4 protein-coding genes are annotated in these 17,230 nt (G+C 68.6%); 2 read left to right on the top strand and 2 right to left on the bottom strand.

What is annotated here, in order from left to right; translation table 11 throughout:
• Nucleotides 1-70 precede the first annotated feature (70 nt).
• Nucleotides 71-985, top strand: coding sequence for an ABC transporter ATP-binding protein (locus tag AVL59_RS10170; protein WP_308281803.1), 915 nt, complete (start codon nucleotides 71-73; stop codon nucleotides 983-985).
• A 35-nt stretch (nucleotides 986-1,020) separates the two neighbouring features.
• Complete coding sequence (locus AVL59_RS52035) at nucleotides 1,021-1,176, top strand: hypothetical protein (protein ID WP_159399886.1); 156 nt, start codon at nucleotides 1,021-1,023, stop codon at nucleotides 1,174-1,176.
• A 16-nt stretch (nucleotides 1,177-1,192) separates the two neighbouring features.
• On the opposite strand, the gene AVL59_RS10165 is transcribed toward AVL59_RS52035, so the two are convergent.
• Both AVL59_RS10165 and AVL59_RS50385 read right to left on the bottom strand, forming a co-directional pair.
• Nucleotides 1,193-4,312, bottom strand: coding sequence for a non-ribosomal peptide synthetase (locus AVL59_RS10165; protein ID WP_079146615.1), 3,120 nt, complete (start codon nucleotides 4,310-4,312; stop codon nucleotides 1,193-1,195).
• Nucleotides 4,313-4,373: 61 nt separating this feature from the next.
• Nucleotides 4,374-17,195, bottom strand: coding sequence for a type I polyketide synthase (locus AVL59_RS50385; RefSeq protein WP_067301803.1), 12,822 nt, complete (start codon nucleotides 17,193-17,195; stop codon nucleotides 4,374-4,376).
• Nucleotides 17,196-17,230 lie beyond the last annotated feature (35 nt).

Below are 17,230 nucleotides of genomic sequence, written 5' to 3'. Positions count from 1 at the left end.
GGCGCAAGCGGGCCGGGCGTATATTTTCTAGCGTCGGCCAAATTGAATGAGCGCACGAAAGGGCCAGATCGTGTCCGCAGTGATTGAGGTGCAGAACCTGCACAAGAAGTACGGCGACCTCGTGGCGGTCGACGATGTCTCCTTCTCCGTCGAGGAAGGCGAGATCTTCGGGATTCTCGGCCCCAGCGGCGCGGGCAAGACCACGACCGTGGAATGCATCGAGGGGCTGCGGAACCGCGACGGCGGCGAGATCAACGTGCTCGGTCTCGACCCCCGGCAGGAGCGGGCCGAGATCACCCAGCAGCTCGGTGTCCAGCTGCAGGACGGCCAATTACCCGACCGGATGCAGGTCGCGGAGGCGCTGTCGCTCTACAGCTCCTTCTACCGCAACCCTGCCGACTGGCGGCATCTCATGGACGCGCTCGGGCTCAGCTCCAAGGGCGGCAACGCCTGCGGCGCGCTGTCCGGCAGCCAGAAGCAGCGTCTGTCCGTCGCACTGGCCCTGGTCGGAAATCCTCAGGTGGCCGTGCTCGACGAGCTCACCACCGAACTGGACCCGCAGTCCAGGCGCGAGACCTGGGAGCTGATCAAAACGGTGCGCGACAGCGGCGTCACCATCCTCCTGGTCACGCGCTTCGTGGAAGAGGCCGAGCTCCTGTGCGACCGGATCGCCGTGATCGACAAGGGCCGCATCGCGGCCACCGACACCCCCGCCGGGCTGGCCGAGCGGGTCCAGACCGAGCAGCGCATCCAGTTCCGTCCCTCCGCGCCGCTCAACGACGCTCTGCTGGCACGGCTGCCCGATGTGAGCGGTGTGACCCGCCAAGGCGACTATGTCGTGGTGACCGGCAACCACAACGCGCTGGGCGCGGTCACCTGTCTGCTGGCGCACCACCAGATCGTGGCCGAACACCTTCGCGTCGACCAGGCCACGCTGGAGGACGTACTCCTCACCATGGCCCACAAGCGTTCCGCCACCCTCTAGGCCGACCACACCCGAACGCGCCGGGAGAAACCTCCGTGTCCAGCACAGCCATCACCGCCATCGGCGCAACGAGCGCCGACGGGGTGCGCAGACATGCGCCGTGGCGCACGCCCGCCACCGACATGCGGCCCCTCGCACGCGAACGCGGCGCGGCCGTCCGAGCGGGCGTCCGGCGAACGTCCCGCCCCTGATCCTCGTACGGCCGTCTCATCCAGCGGCCGGCTGCCGCCGCGCCGTGTCCCGCACGTGGACGGCCAGGCCCCGCGGCGTCGGCCTCTCGAACATCTCGGCGAGGCTCAGCGAGATGCCGCTCATGTTCTGGAGCTCCTGCATCGCCCAGGCGGCGAGCATGGAGTTGCCCCCGCACTCGAAGAAGTCCGCGTCGGCGGTGATGTCCTCGCGTTTGAGGATGGTCCGCCACAGCGCCGTCAGCTGCGCTGTCAGCTCGTCGTCCAGGTCCGGGTGGTCCAGGTCCAGCCGCGCGCCGGCAGCGTGCTCACGCCGTTCGCCGACCTGCCGCGTCAGCGCGGGGTAGTCGACCTTTCCGCTCCCGTTGACCGGCAGCGCGTCCATCGTGAAGAAGTCACCGGGGAGCATCGACCGGGACAGGTGCGCGCGGGCGTGCGCCCAGACGCTCTCGATGTCCAGCGAACCGTCGGCGGGCTCCAGACAGCCGATGAGCACGGCGTCCGCGCTCGGGTCCCCGATCATGATCACGGCGGCCGCGCCGACCTCCGGGTGTGCCAGCAACGTGGCCTCGATCTCGCCGAGTTCGATGCGGTTCCCACGGAGTTTGACCTGCCGGTCGCTGCGGCCGAACAGGTCGAGCACGCCGGTCTCGCGCCAGCGTGCCACGTCGCCCGTGCGGTAGTAGCGGCCGTACTCGGGGTGCTCGCCGAAGCGTTGCGCGTTGAGTTCCGGCCGGTCGTGATATCCGATCGCCACTCCCGCGCCCGCGATGCACAGTTCACCGCGGACGCCGATCGGGAGCTCACGACCGTACTGGTCGAGGACGAGGACCTGGGTGTTGCGGATCGGCCGGCCGACGTCCAGTCGCGCTTCGGACTCGTCGGACACGACACGCGAGGTCGACCAGATGGTCGTCTCGGTCGGCCCGTACACATGGTGGAACTCGCTGCCGGCGGCCACCAGCCGCTGGGCCAGCCAGGCGGGCACGGGCTCGCCGCCCGCCAGCACGCTGCGGCCGCCGAGACAGCCTTCGACCCGGTCGATGACGAGGCGCCAGGTCGTCGGTGTCGCCTGGATGAACCGCACCTGGTGGCGTTCCACCAGCTCGCGCAGGACCCGTCCGTCGCTCCTGGCCGGGTCGGGGGCGGGCACCAGGCGGCCGCCCGAGACCAGGGGAACGAACAGCTCGAGACCGGAGATGTCGAAGGCGAACGTGGTCAGCCACAGCATGGTGTCGGTGGCCGCCGCCCCCAGTTCCTCGACGAAGTGGGCGGTGAGGTTGGCCAGTGCGGAGTGGCTGACCAGTGTGCCCTTGGGGCGGCCGGTGGATCCGGATGTGTAGATCAGGTACGCGCAGGCCGCCGGATCGACCACCACGGGCCGGGTGCCGACGAGGTCGCTGTCCGGTGCGTCGGCCGCCGTCGGCACGGTCAGCACCGTGAGCTCGCCGTCCGCGAAATGCGCCATGTCCTCGGTCGCCAGGAGGACCTTCGCGGCCGAGTCCGAGAGCTGGTACCTGATCCGCTCCTCGGGGTGGGCCGAGTCGATGGGCAGGTAGGCCGCGCCGGCCAGCCAGGTCCCGATGACCGCGGCGGCCAGTTCGGCGCCGCGCGGAAGGGCCACGGCCACCACGTCGCCGGTGCCCAGGCCGGCGCCGTGGATCAGCTCGCATATTCCGTGCGCCGCGTTCCACAGGCGCCGGTAGCTCACGAGCTGTTCGCCGTCCACGACGGCGACGGCGTCGGGCGTCTCCCGCACGCGGTCCTGAATGCCGCGCAGGACGGAAGCGGGCTCGACGGGCCGGGCGGTGTCGTTGGCCTCCCCGATGACCTCGCGGTCGCGCGCGCTCCACATCCGTACGTCACCGATCCTGCCGTCGGCGTCATCCGCGAACGAGGAGAGCACCGCCTCGTAGCGCACCAGCAGGAGTTCGGCATCGGACGATTCGAAAAGCTCGGTACGGTAGCGGGCCCGCACCTCGATGGATTCATCCGTCACAGCAGCGGAGAAATCGACGTCGAACTTGCTGAATCCGTTCCCGGGCAGAAAGGGCCGGGCCACGAGACTGCCGATACGGAATTCGGCGAGATCGTCACCCGTCCGGTACTGGAAAACATACCGAAAGGGCGTGGCCCGTCGGCCGGATCGCGATCTGGGCATGAGATCGGCATGCGCGTCCACGGGCACGTCGGCGTGCGCCGTGGCCGTCAGCAGCGTTTCGTTGCTCCTGAGCACCAGATCGCGTACGCGCTCCTCCTGATCCACCCTCATCCGCAACGGCACGTAGTTGACGTGGTATCCGATGGCGCGCGCCGCGTGCTCGGGCCGGACGTCGACCGGGGAGCCGACGACGAGATCGGGACCGGCGCCGTGCCCCTCCAGCAGCGCGTAATAGGCGGCGAGCAGGATCGCGGAATCCGGAACCCGCAGTTCGCCGCCCAGCCTCCGGACCGCGGCCACGATCCGCGGCGACAGGCTACGGCTGATCTGCGCACCGGCCAGCGTCGGCCGGTCGGGCTCGGGGGCCGCGCACGCCAGCTCGAGGTCGTCGACGCTCGCGCCCGCCAGCTCCTTCTTCCAGAAGGCGAGGCTCTGCCCGCTCGGCGCCGCCTGGACGGTTCCGAGCACCGGCTGTCCCTCGACGACATGCCCGTACGCGGCCGCGAACTCCTCGAGAAAGACGGCGGAGGACAGCCCGTCGAAAATCAAGTGGTGCGCCGTCACACAGAAGACGTCCCTGCCGGGACCGCGGAAGAGCGCCACTCTCAGCATCGGCCGGCCGTTCAGGTCGAACGGCGCGGCGGTCACCGAAGCGAGATCGTCCTCGGTCGGCTCCTGCGGGAGGACGACCTGGGCGATGTCCAGCTCGAACTCGTCCGGGCCGACCACACGCTTGACCAACCGCGTGCCGTCGCCGCGATAGACCGTACGCAGTGCCTCATGGCGGCGCAGCAGGACGGACAGGGCACGTTCCAGCTCCGCCGGATCCAGCTGCCCGGCCACGGCGAACGCTACGGACTGGTTGTTCACCGGTGTGCCGGGCGCCAGCGACTCGAGCATCCACAGCGCCTCTTCCTTGGGAGAGACTTCGACATCAACGCCCGGTTCCGCAGGCACAATCTCTTCCGAAGAGATCATGGCGTTACCCCTTCACGAGTCCGTTCGGTTCGCCGGAATCCACACAGGACCACCCGGCAACCTAGATTCCCAGCTCTTTATTGATGAGATCGAACATTTCATCGTCCGTCGCCTCTGCGATGTCCTGGTCGCCGGACGTATCGTCCGCGGCCCCCGTGCGGAAATCGTCCATGATGGTTTCGAGGCGGGTGATGATCTTCAACTTCTTGCCATTGTGCTGGGCAATCACGGACAGCAGGGACTCGAGTTTGTCGAGCTCTTTCAGCACAGGCTGGTAGTCGATTTCCTGGTCGGCGATCTTCTCCCCGAGATATCCGGCGAGCCCTGCGGGAGTCGGATAGTCGAAGACCACCGCCGCGGGCAGACGCAACCCGACGGCGTTGCTGATCCGGTTACGGAACTCCAGTGCGGTCAGCGAGTCGAAGCCGAGCTGACGGAAGTACCGCGCGGGGTCGATGGCGTCCGGCCCGGGCAGGCCGAGGACGAGTGCCGCCTGGGTCAGGATCAGTTGCAGGATCTCCTTCTCCCGCTCGGCCACCGGCAAGGTGGCCAGGCGGTTCGCCAGGTTCTTGCCCCCGTCCGAGGAGGGCCGCCCGGCGGTACGCCGTCCAGGGCGGACCAGGCTGGTCATCAGGGCGGGGACGGCACTGCCGGGGCGGCGGAAGGCCGGCAGGTCGAGCCGTGCCGTCACCAGCATGGGTGCTGCCCGGTCCGCGGCCGAGTCCAGCAGCGCGAGCCCGTCGGACCCGGCCAGCGGCCGCAGACCCTGACGGGCCATCCGCTGCCGGTCGGCGTCGGCGAGGCCACCGGCCATGCCGTCCTCCCAGGGACCCCAGGCCAGCGACAGGGCGGGCAGGCCCTGATGCCGGCGGTGGGCGGCAAGGGCGTCCAGGAACGTGTTGGCAGCCGCGTAGTTGGCCTGACCCGCGTTGCCGATGACACCGGCGACGGACGAGAACAGGATGAAGGTGTCCAGGTCCAGATCACGGGTGAGTTCGTGCAGGTGCCAGGCGGCTTCGACCTTGGGCCGCATGACCTGCCGGAGCCGCTCCCGGGTCAGCGCCCCGATGACCCCGTCGTCGAGCACACCCGCGGTGTGGATGACCCCGGTCAGCGGCACGCCGGCCAGAACACCGGCGAGCTGGTCCCTGTCGGCCGTGTCACAGGCGGTCAGGGTGACCTCGGCGCCCAGCCCGTGCAACTCGGCGGCCAGCGCGGCCATACCCGGCGCGGCCGGACCACGGCGCGAGACCAGCAGCAGTCGCTGCGCCTGCCCGGTCACGACGAGGTGCCGGGCGACCAGCTTGCCCAGCGCACCCGAGGCACCGGTGATCAGCACCGTACCGCCGCGCCCGGCCTCCCGTTCGGCCGGAACGGTCAGTACGACCTTGCCGATGTGACGGGCCTGACTCAGGAACCGGAACGCGTCCGCCGCTCGCCGCACGTCCCAGCACGCCACCGGCAACGGCACGAGCGAACCCTGGGCGAACAGCTCGGTCAGCGACGACAGCATCGCCCCGATCACACCCGGGTCCTGCTGCAGCAGATCGAACGCCTGATACGCCACCCGGTGCAGCCGCTCGACCTCCTCAGGATCACGGATGTCGGTCTTGCCCATCTCCACGAACCGCCCACCCGCACGCGTCAGGCGCAGGGAAGCGTCCACGAACTCACCCGCCAGCGAGTCCAGCACCACATCCACACCACGCCCACCGGACGCGTCACGGAAAAGCGCCTCGAACTCCGTCGTCCGCGACGAAGCGATGTGGGTTGTCTCGACGCCCAGCTCCCGCACGGCCGCCCACTTGGACGGCGACGCGGTGGCGAACACCTCCGCACCCAGATGGCGCGCCAACTGCACTGCCGCCATTCCCACTCCGCCGGCCGCCGAGTGGATCAGTACCCGCTCCCCCGGTCGCAGACCGGCCAGCTCCACGAGCGCGTGATACGCCGTCAGGAACGCCACCGGCATCGCGGCCGCCTGCGCCAACGACCACCCCGTCGGCACTGGCCTCACCAGTCGCGCATCGGCCACCACCGTCGGCCCGAACGCCCCCGGGAACAGCCCCATCACCGCATCGCCGACGGCCAGGTCCGCCACGTCCGGCCCGACCTCCGACACCACACCGGCACCTTCCAGACCCATCGGGCCCGCCTCACCGGGATACATCCCCAGGACGTTCAGCACGTCCCGGAAGTTCACCCCGGCCGCGCGCACCGCCACCCGTACCTCACCGGGCTCCAGCGGCCGCCCTCCGTCGCCCCGGTCCTCCAGCACCAGGTCCTCGATCGTCCCCTGCCGCGCCGATCCCAGGCGCCAGCGCCGACCGTCCGGCACCGCCAGCCCGTCCTCGACCGCCCGCACCAGCCGGGGCACCCGTACCTGTCCGTCCCGTACCGCGAACTCCGGCTCGCCCAGCTCCGTGCCCCCGAGCACCAGGCTTCCCGCGCCCACCAGTGCGTCCACATCCGCGAGCACCACCCGCTCCGGATGCTCGTTCGCCGCCGCGCGCACCAGTCCGGCCACACCGGCGCCGTCCAGCCGCACGCCCACCGCGGGTCCGGCGTCCACGGCGCGCTCCGTCACCACCACGAGCCGCGATCCGTCCAACACCCCCGTCGCCAACCACTCCTGCACCACGCCCAGCACCCGCAGTACGACCTCCTGGGCCGCATCCGCCAAGTCGCCGGAGCGGACCGAGGCTGCGTCACCGCCGCCTCCTGTGCCGGGTACGCAGCAGGCCACCACGACGTCGGGCACCTCCGCGCCCGCCGCCACCGCGGCCACCAACTCAGCCACGTCCGTGTAGAGCGTGGCACCGGGCACTCCCAGCCCGCCGTCCTCACCCAGCACCGCCCACCGGCAGCCCACTTCCTCGGATCCCGCCGCCGCGGCGGCCGGAATCCACTCCACCCGGAAGAACGCGTCGCCGGCCGTACCAGCCGCCGGCTCCAGGGCACCGGCCGGCAGCGCCCCCAGCACCACCGACTCCGCGGAAGCGATCAACCCGCCGACCGCGTCGACCAGGGTGAGTGACACTCCGTCGCCCGAATCCGACGGGGCGATCCGCACCCGCGCCGCCACCGCGCCCGCCGCGTGCACCGCTACGTCACCCCACTCGAGCGGCAGCAGCGGCCCCTCACCGCCCACCGACTCCAGCTCCGTGACATGCAGAGCCGCGTCGAGCAGCGCAGGGTGCAGACCGAACCCGGACACCTCCGTACCCTCGGCCAGCGCGACCTCGGCGAACAGCTCATTCCCGCGCCGCCACGCCGCCTGGACTCCCCGGAACACCGGCCCGTACTCCAGCCCGGCGCCCGCCAGCCCTTCGTACAGCCCGCCCGTCTCAACGGCCACGGCCTTGGCGGGCGGCCACTGCGCGACCCACTCGGTGTCCTCCGCAGCGGCTTCCCCGCCGACCTGCCTATCGGCCTGCCCACCGGCCTGTCCACCCGCCTGCCCACCGGCCTGCCCATCGGTTTCGGCCGAGGTCAGCGCTCCCGATGCATGCCGCACCCACGCTCCCTCGGCCGCCCGAGCGAACACCGCGAGCTCGCGGCGTCCCTCCTGGTCGGCTTCGCCCACGGTCACCTGCACCTGCACGCCGCCGCGTTCCGGCAGTGTCAGGGGGGTTTCGATGAGCAGTTCCTCGATCCGTGCGCACTCGGCTTCGTCGCCGGCGCGTACGGCCATCTCCAGCAGTGCCGCACCCGGCACCACCACCCGACCGGCCACCACATGGTCCGCCAGCCATGGCTGAGCGGAGAGGGACAACTGCCCGGTCAGCACCAGCCCACCGGTCGCGGGCAGCTCGACGGCCGCGCCCAGCAGCGGGTGACCGGAGCTCTCCAGGCCCAGGTGCTCGGCCCGGCTCGCCGAGACCGGGGTCAGCCAGTACCGCTGACGCTGGAAGGCATACGTGGGCAGATCGACGCGACGCGCGCCCGTCCCCGTGAAGATCTGCTCCCAGTCCACCGCCAGGCCCCGGACATGGACCTTGGCCACCGCCGTGAACAGCGCCCGAACCTCATCACGCCCCCGGCGCAGCACCGGCAGCCACACCTCACCACCAGCGTCACCACCGGCCTCACCGGCACTGCGGGTCTGGGGGCCCATGCCCGACAGGACCCCGTCCGGACCGATCTCGACGAACGTCCGCACACCACTCTCACGCAGCGCCGACACCGCATCAGCGAAACGGACCGCTTCACGGACATGCGACACCCAGTACGCGGGGTCGGTGACCTCACTGGTCACCGCCTGTCCGGTCAAGGCGGAGACCATGGCCAGCTGGGGTGTCTGGTAGCCGACCGCGCCGACCACCTCGGCGAACCGTTCCAGCATCGGCTCCATCAACGGGGAGTGGAACGCGTGCGACACCCGCAAACGCCTGGTACGCGCCCCTGCCCGGGCCAGCTCCTCCGCAACCGCCTCCACCTCAGCCTCAGCGCCGGAAATCACCACAGCCCGAGGGCCGTTCACCGCCGCGATCCCCACCAAGGAACGACCCTGGATCGCTTCGGCGACCTGCTCCTCCGTGGCCTCGACAGCGACCATCGCCCCGCCCGAAGGCAACTCCTGCATCAACCGACCACGCGCGGCCACAACCGCGCACGCGTCTTCCAGAGACCAGACTCCGGCGACGTGGGCGGCGGCCAGTTCACCGATCGAGTGGCCGGCGACGACCTGCGGGGCAATCCCCCAGGACTCCAGAAGCCGGAACAGCGCCACCTCGACCGCGAACAGTCCCGCCTGCGCCCACACCGTCTCATCCACCAGACCCGCGCCCACCCAGTCCGGCAGACCCTCACCCCGGATGACGGCGGCCACAGAACCGTTCAGATGCTCATCCAGACCCGCGCAGACGGCGTCGAACGCCTCGGCGAACACGGGGAACGCCTCATACAACTCCCGGCCCATACCCAGCCGCTGAGCACCCTGACCGGTGAACACAAAACCCACCTTGCCGACCGGGCCCACCACCCCCGTCACCACACCGGCGACCTCACGCCCCTCGGCCAACGCACCCAGCCCCGCCAGGAGTTCCGCCTGGTCAGCGCCCAACACCACCGCCCGGTGCTCCAACGCCGAACGGGTCCTGGCCAACGACCACCCCACGTCCGTGGCGGTAGCGTCCTCGTGGTCCTGGATGTGTTCTGTGAGTCGTTCCGCCTGTGCGGCAAGTCCTTCAGGCGTGCGTCCCGATACGACCCAGGGCACCACCGGCAGCGCACCCGCATCACCATCGACAGGATCGACCTGCGCAGCGGCGTCGGCGGGGGCCTGTTCGATGATCACGTGCGCGTTGGTGCCGGAGAACCCGAACGAGGACACACCCGCCCGCCGGGGACGCCCGGCATCCGGCCACGCCACCGCCTCCGTCACCAACCGCACCGCACCCGCATCCCAGTCGATGTGCGAAGACGGAGCATCCACATGCAACGTCGCCGGAACCACACCATGCTGCATCGCAGCAACCATCTTGATGATCCCCGCCACACCGGCCGCCGCCTGCGTATGACCGATATTCGACTTCACCGAACCCAGCCACAACGGCCGCTCCACCGACCGGTCCTGGCCATACGTGGCGATCAGCGCCTGCGCCTCGATCGGGTCACCCAGCCGCGTCCCCGTCCCGTGTCCCTCGACGACGTCCACGTCACCGGTGCCCAGACCCGCACTGGCCAGCGCCGAACGGATCACCCGCTGCTGAGCCGGCCCATTCGGCGCCGTCAGCCCATTAGACGCACCATCCTGATTCATCGCACTCCCGGCCACCACCCCAAGAACCCGATGACCAAGACGCCGGGCATCCGAAAGCCGCTCCAACACCAGCACACCCACACCCTCACCCCACCCCGTACCATCCGCCCCCTGCGCATACGCCTTACACCGGCCATCCGCCGCCAACCCCCGCTGCCGCGAAAAATCAACGAACGTACCCGGCGTCGCCATCACCGTCACACCACCAGCCAACGCCAACGAACACTCACCCGACCGCAACGACTGCACCGCCAAATGCACCGCCACCAACGACGACGAACACGCCGTATCCACCGTCACCGCCGGACCCTCAAGACCCAACGCATACGCCACCCGCCCCGACGCCACCCCACCCGAACCACCCGTACCCAAATACCCCTCCACATCCCCCGACACCGCACCAAACTGCAAATAATCGTGATAGATCAAACCCGCGAACACACCCGTCGCCGACCCCCGCAAACCACCCGGATCAATCCCCGCATCCTCCAACGCCTCCCACGACGTCTCCAACAACAACCGCTGCTGCGGATCCATCGCCAACGCCTCACGCGGACTGATCCCGAAAAACCCCGCATCAAACTCCCCCGCACCATACAAAAACCCACCCCGACCCGAATAACTCTTCCCCACCGCATCCGGATCCGGGTCATACACATCCCCACCCCAACCCCGATCCACCGGAAACTCCCCCACCGCATCCCCACCCGACACCAACAACCGCCAAAACTCCCCCGGAGACGACACACCCCCAGGAAAACGACACCCCATACCCACAATCACAAAACGATCATCATCAACCACAACCCCACCACCAGCAGGAACCACCGCCCCCACCGACACACCACCCACATCACCCAACACCTCACCCAGCACAAACTCGGCCAGGGCTGTCGGGGTGGGGTAGTCGAAGACGGCCGTTGCCGGCAGGTGCAGACCGGTGGCGCTGTTCAGTCGGTTACGCAGTTCGACCGCGGTCAGGGAATCGAACCCGACATCACGGAACGTGCGACCGGCTTCGATGATGTCCGGTCCGGACATCCCCAGAACCAGAGCCGCTTGCTCCATGACCAGGTCCTGCAGCACGTCCTGCTGCTCGGCCGGGCTCAGTGCAGCCAAGCGCCCGGCCAGGGCATGGTCGCCGCCGGCAGCCGGGGCGCCGACCGTGCGGCGGCCCGGAGCGTTCGAACGGCCTGCCTGAACGAGAGCCGAGAGGAGCGGTGGGATCTCGCCCGAGCGACGCAACGTCGCAAGATCCAGCCGGGCCGCCACCAGCAACGGATCAACCGCCTCAACAGCAGCCGCGTCCAGCAACTCCAGACCCTCCGGCCCCGACAACGGCCGCAACCCCTGACGAGCCATCCGCTGCCAATCAGCATCCGTCAGCCCACCAGCCATCCCCTCATCCCACGGACCCCACGCCAACGACACACCAGACAAACCCTCACGACACCGATACGCAGCCAACGCATCCAAGAACGTATTCGCAGCCGCATAATTCGCCTGACCCGCATTACCGGTAACACCAGCAATCGACGAGAACAGAACGAACATATCCAGATCCAGATGACGAGTGAGCTCATGCAGATGCCAGGCCGCATCAACCTTGGGCCGCATCACCGCTTCCACCCGCTCAGGCGTCAACGACACAGCCAACCCGTCATCAAGCACACCCGCCGCATGAACCACCCCGGTCAACGGCACCTCAACCGGCACATCAGCCAGAACACCAGCAAGCTGGCCCCGATCAGCGGCATCACAAGCCACAGCCTGCGCCGTGACCCCAAAGCCGGCCAACTCGGTGACCAGCTCCGGCATACCGGGCGCGTCCATACCCCGGCGCGAGACCAGCAACAACCGCTGCGCCTGGCCAGTCACCGCCAAATGCCGGGCCACCAGCCTGCCCAACGCTCCGGAAGCACCCGTGATCAGCACCGTGCCGGCACGCCCCGACTCCCGCACGGGAACGGTCAGTACGACCTTGCCGATGTGACGAGCCTGACTCAGGAACCGGAACGCATCCACCGCCCGCCGCACATCCCAGCACGCCACCGGCAACGGCCTGAGCACACCCCGAGCGAACAACTCCGTCAACGACGACAGCATCGCCCCGATCACACCCGGGTCCTGCTGCAACAGATCAAACGCCTGATACGCCACCCGATGCAGCCGCTCGACCTCCTCAGGATCACGGATATCGGTCTTGCCCATCTCCACAAACCGCCCACCGGGACGGGTCAAGCGCAGCGAAGCGTCCACGAACTCACCCGCCAGCGAGTCCAGCACCACATCCACACCACGCCCACCCGACACATCACGGAAAACCGCCTCGAACTCCGTCGTCCGCGACGAAGCGATGTGGGTTGTCTCGACGCCCAGCTCCCGCACGGCCGCCCACTTCGACGGCGACGCCGTCGCGAACACCTCCGCACCCAGATGACGCGCCAACTGCACCGCGGCAATACCCACACCACCCGCAGCCGCATGAACCAACACCGACTCACCCGACTGCAAACCGGCCAGCTCCACCAACGCATACCAAGCCGTCAAAAACACCACCGGCGCCGCAGCCGCCTCCGCCATCGACCAACCAACCGGAACCGGCGCCAACAACCGCGCATCCGTCACCGCCTCCGCCGTAAACGCCCCCGAGAACAACCCCATCACCGCATCACCCGGCCGCAACCCACTCACCCCAGACCCCACCTCCAACACCACACCCGCACCCTCCAAACCAAGCAAACCCGCCTCACCCGGATACATCCCCAACACATTCAACACATCCCGGAAATTCACCCCCGCCGCACGCAACCCCACCCGCACCTCACCCACACCCAACTCACCAGAGCCGGCAGGCACCAGGACCAGATTGTCCAGCGTGCCCCGCTCACCGAACCCAAGACGCCAACCACCCTCCGCCGGAACCCGCAAACCCGGCACCGCACGCCCCAGACGCGGAACCCGCACCTGACCCGAACGCACCACAAACTGCGCCTCACCCGAGGCAACACCCGCCCGCAACACCCCCTCCACACCAACAGCAGCCACATCATCAACATCAGCCAGCAGCACACGACCCGGATTCTCCGACTGGACCGCACCCACCAACCCCCACACCGACGCAGCCCCCACCACCGGCACCTCAAAACCGGCGTCCACCGCCCGCTCCGTCACCACCAACAACCGCGACCCCGACAACACATCCGCAGCCAACCACTCCCGCACCACACCAAGCACACCCACCGCCACACCCCGAGCCGCCTCCGCAACACCCACCCCCGAATCCGGCACAGCACACACCACCACAACCTCAGGCACCCCACCACCCGCCTCCACCCCAGCCACCAACTCACCCACACCACCAACACCAACCCACACCCACCGCCCACCATCCGCCTGCTCAACAGACTCGACGGACTCCACAGACAGGGCAGGCACCCACTCCACCCGGAACAACCCATCCCGAGCCCGCCCCCCAGCCAACGCATCAGCAGACAACGGCCGCAACACCAACGACCCCACCGAAGCAATCAACCCACCAACCGCATCCGCCAACGTGACAGACACACCCTCACCCGAAACCCCCGGAACGATCCGCACCCGCGCCGACACCGCACCCGCCGCATGCACCACCACATCACCCCACGCAAACGGCAACACCAACCCCTCACCCCCAACACCCAAACCAGCCACATGCAACGCCGCATCCAACAAAGCCGGATGCAACCCAAACCCCGCAACCGTCACCCCCTCCGGCAACGCAACCTCAGCAAACAACTCCTCACCACGCCGCCACGCCGCCTGCGTCCCCCGAAACACCGGCCCATACACCAACCCACGCCGACCCAACCCACCATAGAAATCAGCCAAGTCCACCTCTACCGCACCCACCGGCGGCCACACCGCCAACTCCCCATCCCCAACTACAACTTCGGCAGGCGTTGCCACGCCTGTGGCGTGTCGAGTCCACTGCTCTCCGGGTACGGCGTCCTCGGGCCGGGAGTAGATCGCCACGTCTCGTCGACCCTCGTGATCCGGCTCAGCAAGGGTGACCTGTACCTGCACGCCGCCGCGTTCCGGCAGCGTCAGGGGCGTTTCGATGAGCAGTTCCTCGATCCGTGCGCACTCGGCTTCGTCGCCGGCGCGTACGGCCATCTCCAGCAGTGCCGCACCCGGCACCACCACCCGACCGGCCACGACATGGTCTGCCAGCCACGGCTGGGCAGCCACGGACAACCGCCCGGTCAGCACCAGGCCACCGTTCGCGGGCAATTCAACGGCCGCGCCCAGCAACGGATGACGCGCCGGAGACTGTCCCAGCCCGGTCGCATCAACCAGGCCGGAACTCGCCGGAAGCCAGTACCGCTGACGCTGGAACGCATACGTGGGCAGATCGACGCGACGCGCGCCCGTCCCCGTGAAGATCTGCTCCCAGTCCACCGCCAGGCCCCGGACATGGATCCTGGCCAAAGCTGTGAGCAGCGCCTTGACCTCATTACGACCACGGCGCAGCACCGGCAGCCACGCCTCATCGGCATCAGCGTCACCGGCCTCGCTGGTGGTGTGGGTCTGGGGGCCCATGCCCGACAGGACCCCGTCCGGACCGATCTCGACGAACGTCCGCACACCACTCTCACGCAGCGCCGACACCGCATCAGCGAAACGAACCGCTTCACGGACATGCGACACCCAGTACGCGGGGTCGGTGACCTCACTGGTCACAGGCTGCCCGGTCAGCGCCGACACCATAGCCAGCCGCGGCTCCTGGTAGCCGACCGAACCGACCACCTCGGCGAACCGCTCCAGCATCGGCTCCATCAACGGGGAGTGGAACGCGTGCGACACCCGCAGACGCCTGGTACGCGCCCCTGCCCGGGCCAGCTCCTCCGCAACCGCCTCCACCTCGGCCTCAGCACCAGAAATCACCACAGCCCGAGGGCCATTCACCGCCGCGATCCCCACCAAAGAACGACCCTGGATCGCTTCGGCGACCTGCTCCTCCGTGGCCTCGACAGCGACCATCGCCCCACCCGAAGGCAACTCCTGCATCAACCGACCACGCGCAGCCACAACCGCGCACGCGTCTTCCAGGGACCAGACTCCGGCGACGTGGGCGGCGGCCAGTTCACCGATCGAGTGGCCGGCGACGACCTGCGGGGCAATCCCCCACGACTCCAGCAACCGGAACAGCGCCACCTCGACCGCGAACAGTCCCGCCTGCGCCCACACCGTCTCATCCACCTGACCCGCGCCCACCCAGTCCGGTCGGCCTTCACCCCGGATGACGGCGGCCACGGATCCGTTCAGATGCTCATCCAGACCCGCGCAGACGGCGTCGAAGGCCTCGGCGAACACGGGGAACGCCTCATACAACTCCCGGCCCATACCCAGCCGCTGAGCACCCTGACCGGTGAACACAAAGCCCACCTTGCCGACCGGGCCCACCACTCCCGTCACCACGCCCGCGACCTCACGCCCCTCAGCGAGCGCGTCCAGCCCCGCCAGGAGTTCCGCCTGGTCAGCGCCCAGCACCACCGCCCGGTGCTCCAACGCCGACCGCATCGCCGCGAGGGACCAACCCACATCGGCCACACCCACATCCGCACAGCTCTGGACAAAGGCCGAGAGCCTTTCCGCCTGTGCGGCGAGCCCTGCAGCCGTGCGTCCCGACACCACCCAGGGCACCACCGGCGGCAGACCCGCATCACCGTCGGCGGGGTCGGTGTCGGGGGTGTCGTCGGCGGGGGCCTGTTCGATGATCACGTGCGCGTTGGTGCCGGAGAACCCGAACGAGGACACACCCGCCCGCCGGGGACGCCCGGCATCCGGCCACGCCACCGCCTCCGTCACCAACCGCACCGCACCCGCATCCCAGTCGATGTGCGAAGACGGAGCATCCACATGCAACGTCGCCGGAACCACACCATGCTGCATCGCAGCGACCATCTTGATGATCCCCGCCACACCGGCCGCCGCCTGCGTATGACCGATATTCGACTTCACCGAACCCAGCCACAACGGCCGCTCCACCGACCGGTCCTGGCCATACGTGGCGATCAGCGCCTGCGCCTCGATCGGATCACCCAGCCGCGTCCCCGTCCCATGCCCCTCGACAACATCAACCCCGTCCGCACCCACCCCAGCACTGGCCAGCGCAGCCCGGATCACCCGCTGCTGAGCCGGACCATTCGGCGCCGTCAGCCCATTGGACGCACCATCCTGATTCATCGCACTCCCGGCCACCACCCCAAGAACCCGATGACCAAGACGCCGGGCATCCGAAAGCCGCTCCAACACCAGCACACCCACACCCTCACCCCACCCCGTACCATCCGCCCCCTGCGCATACGCCTTACACCGGCCATCCGCCGCCAACCCCCGCTGCCGCGAAAAATCAACAAACGTACCCGGCGTCGCCATCACCGTCACACCACCAGCCAACGCCAACGAACACTCACCCGACCGCAACGACTGCACCGCCAAATGCACCGCCACCAACGACGACGAACACGCCGTATCCACCGTCACCGCCGGACCCTCAAGACCCAACGCATACGCCACCCGCCCCGACGCCACCCCACCCGAACCACCCGTACCCAAATACCCCTCCACATCCCCCGACACCGCACCAAACTGCAAATAATCGTGATAGATCAAACCCGCGAACACACCCGTCGCCGACCCCCGCAAACCACCCGGATCAATCCCCGCATCCTCCAACGCCTCCCACGACGTCTCCAACAACAACCGCTGCTGCGGATCCATCGCCAACGCCTCACGCGGACTGATCCCGAAAAACCCCGCATCAAACTCCCCCGCCCCATACAAAAACCCACCCCGACCCGAATAACTCTTCCCCACCGCATCCGGATCCGGGTCATACACATCCCCACCCCAACCCCGATCCACCGGAAACTCCCCCACCGCATCCCCACCCGACACCAACAACCGCCAAAACTCCCCCGGAGACGACACACCCCCAGGAAAACGACACCCCATACCCACGATTGCCATCGGCTCCTGCCGACGGTCCTCTATCTCACGCAGGCGTTCACGGGTCTGGTGCAGATCAGTGGTGACCCGTTTGAGATAGTCACGAAGCTTCTCTTCGTTCGCCATCCAAAAACGCCTTCCTTGTTACGCCTGCCGAGACA

This window comes from Streptomyces griseochromogenes (assembly GCF_001542625.1).
In the GTDB taxonomy this organism is placed as follows: Bacteria; Actinomycetota; Actinomycetes; order Streptomycetales; family Streptomycetaceae; genus Streptomyces; species Streptomyces griseochromogenes.
Note: the sequence above shows the minus strand (reverse complement) of the source record. Positions and strands in the feature narration are given on the sequence as shown.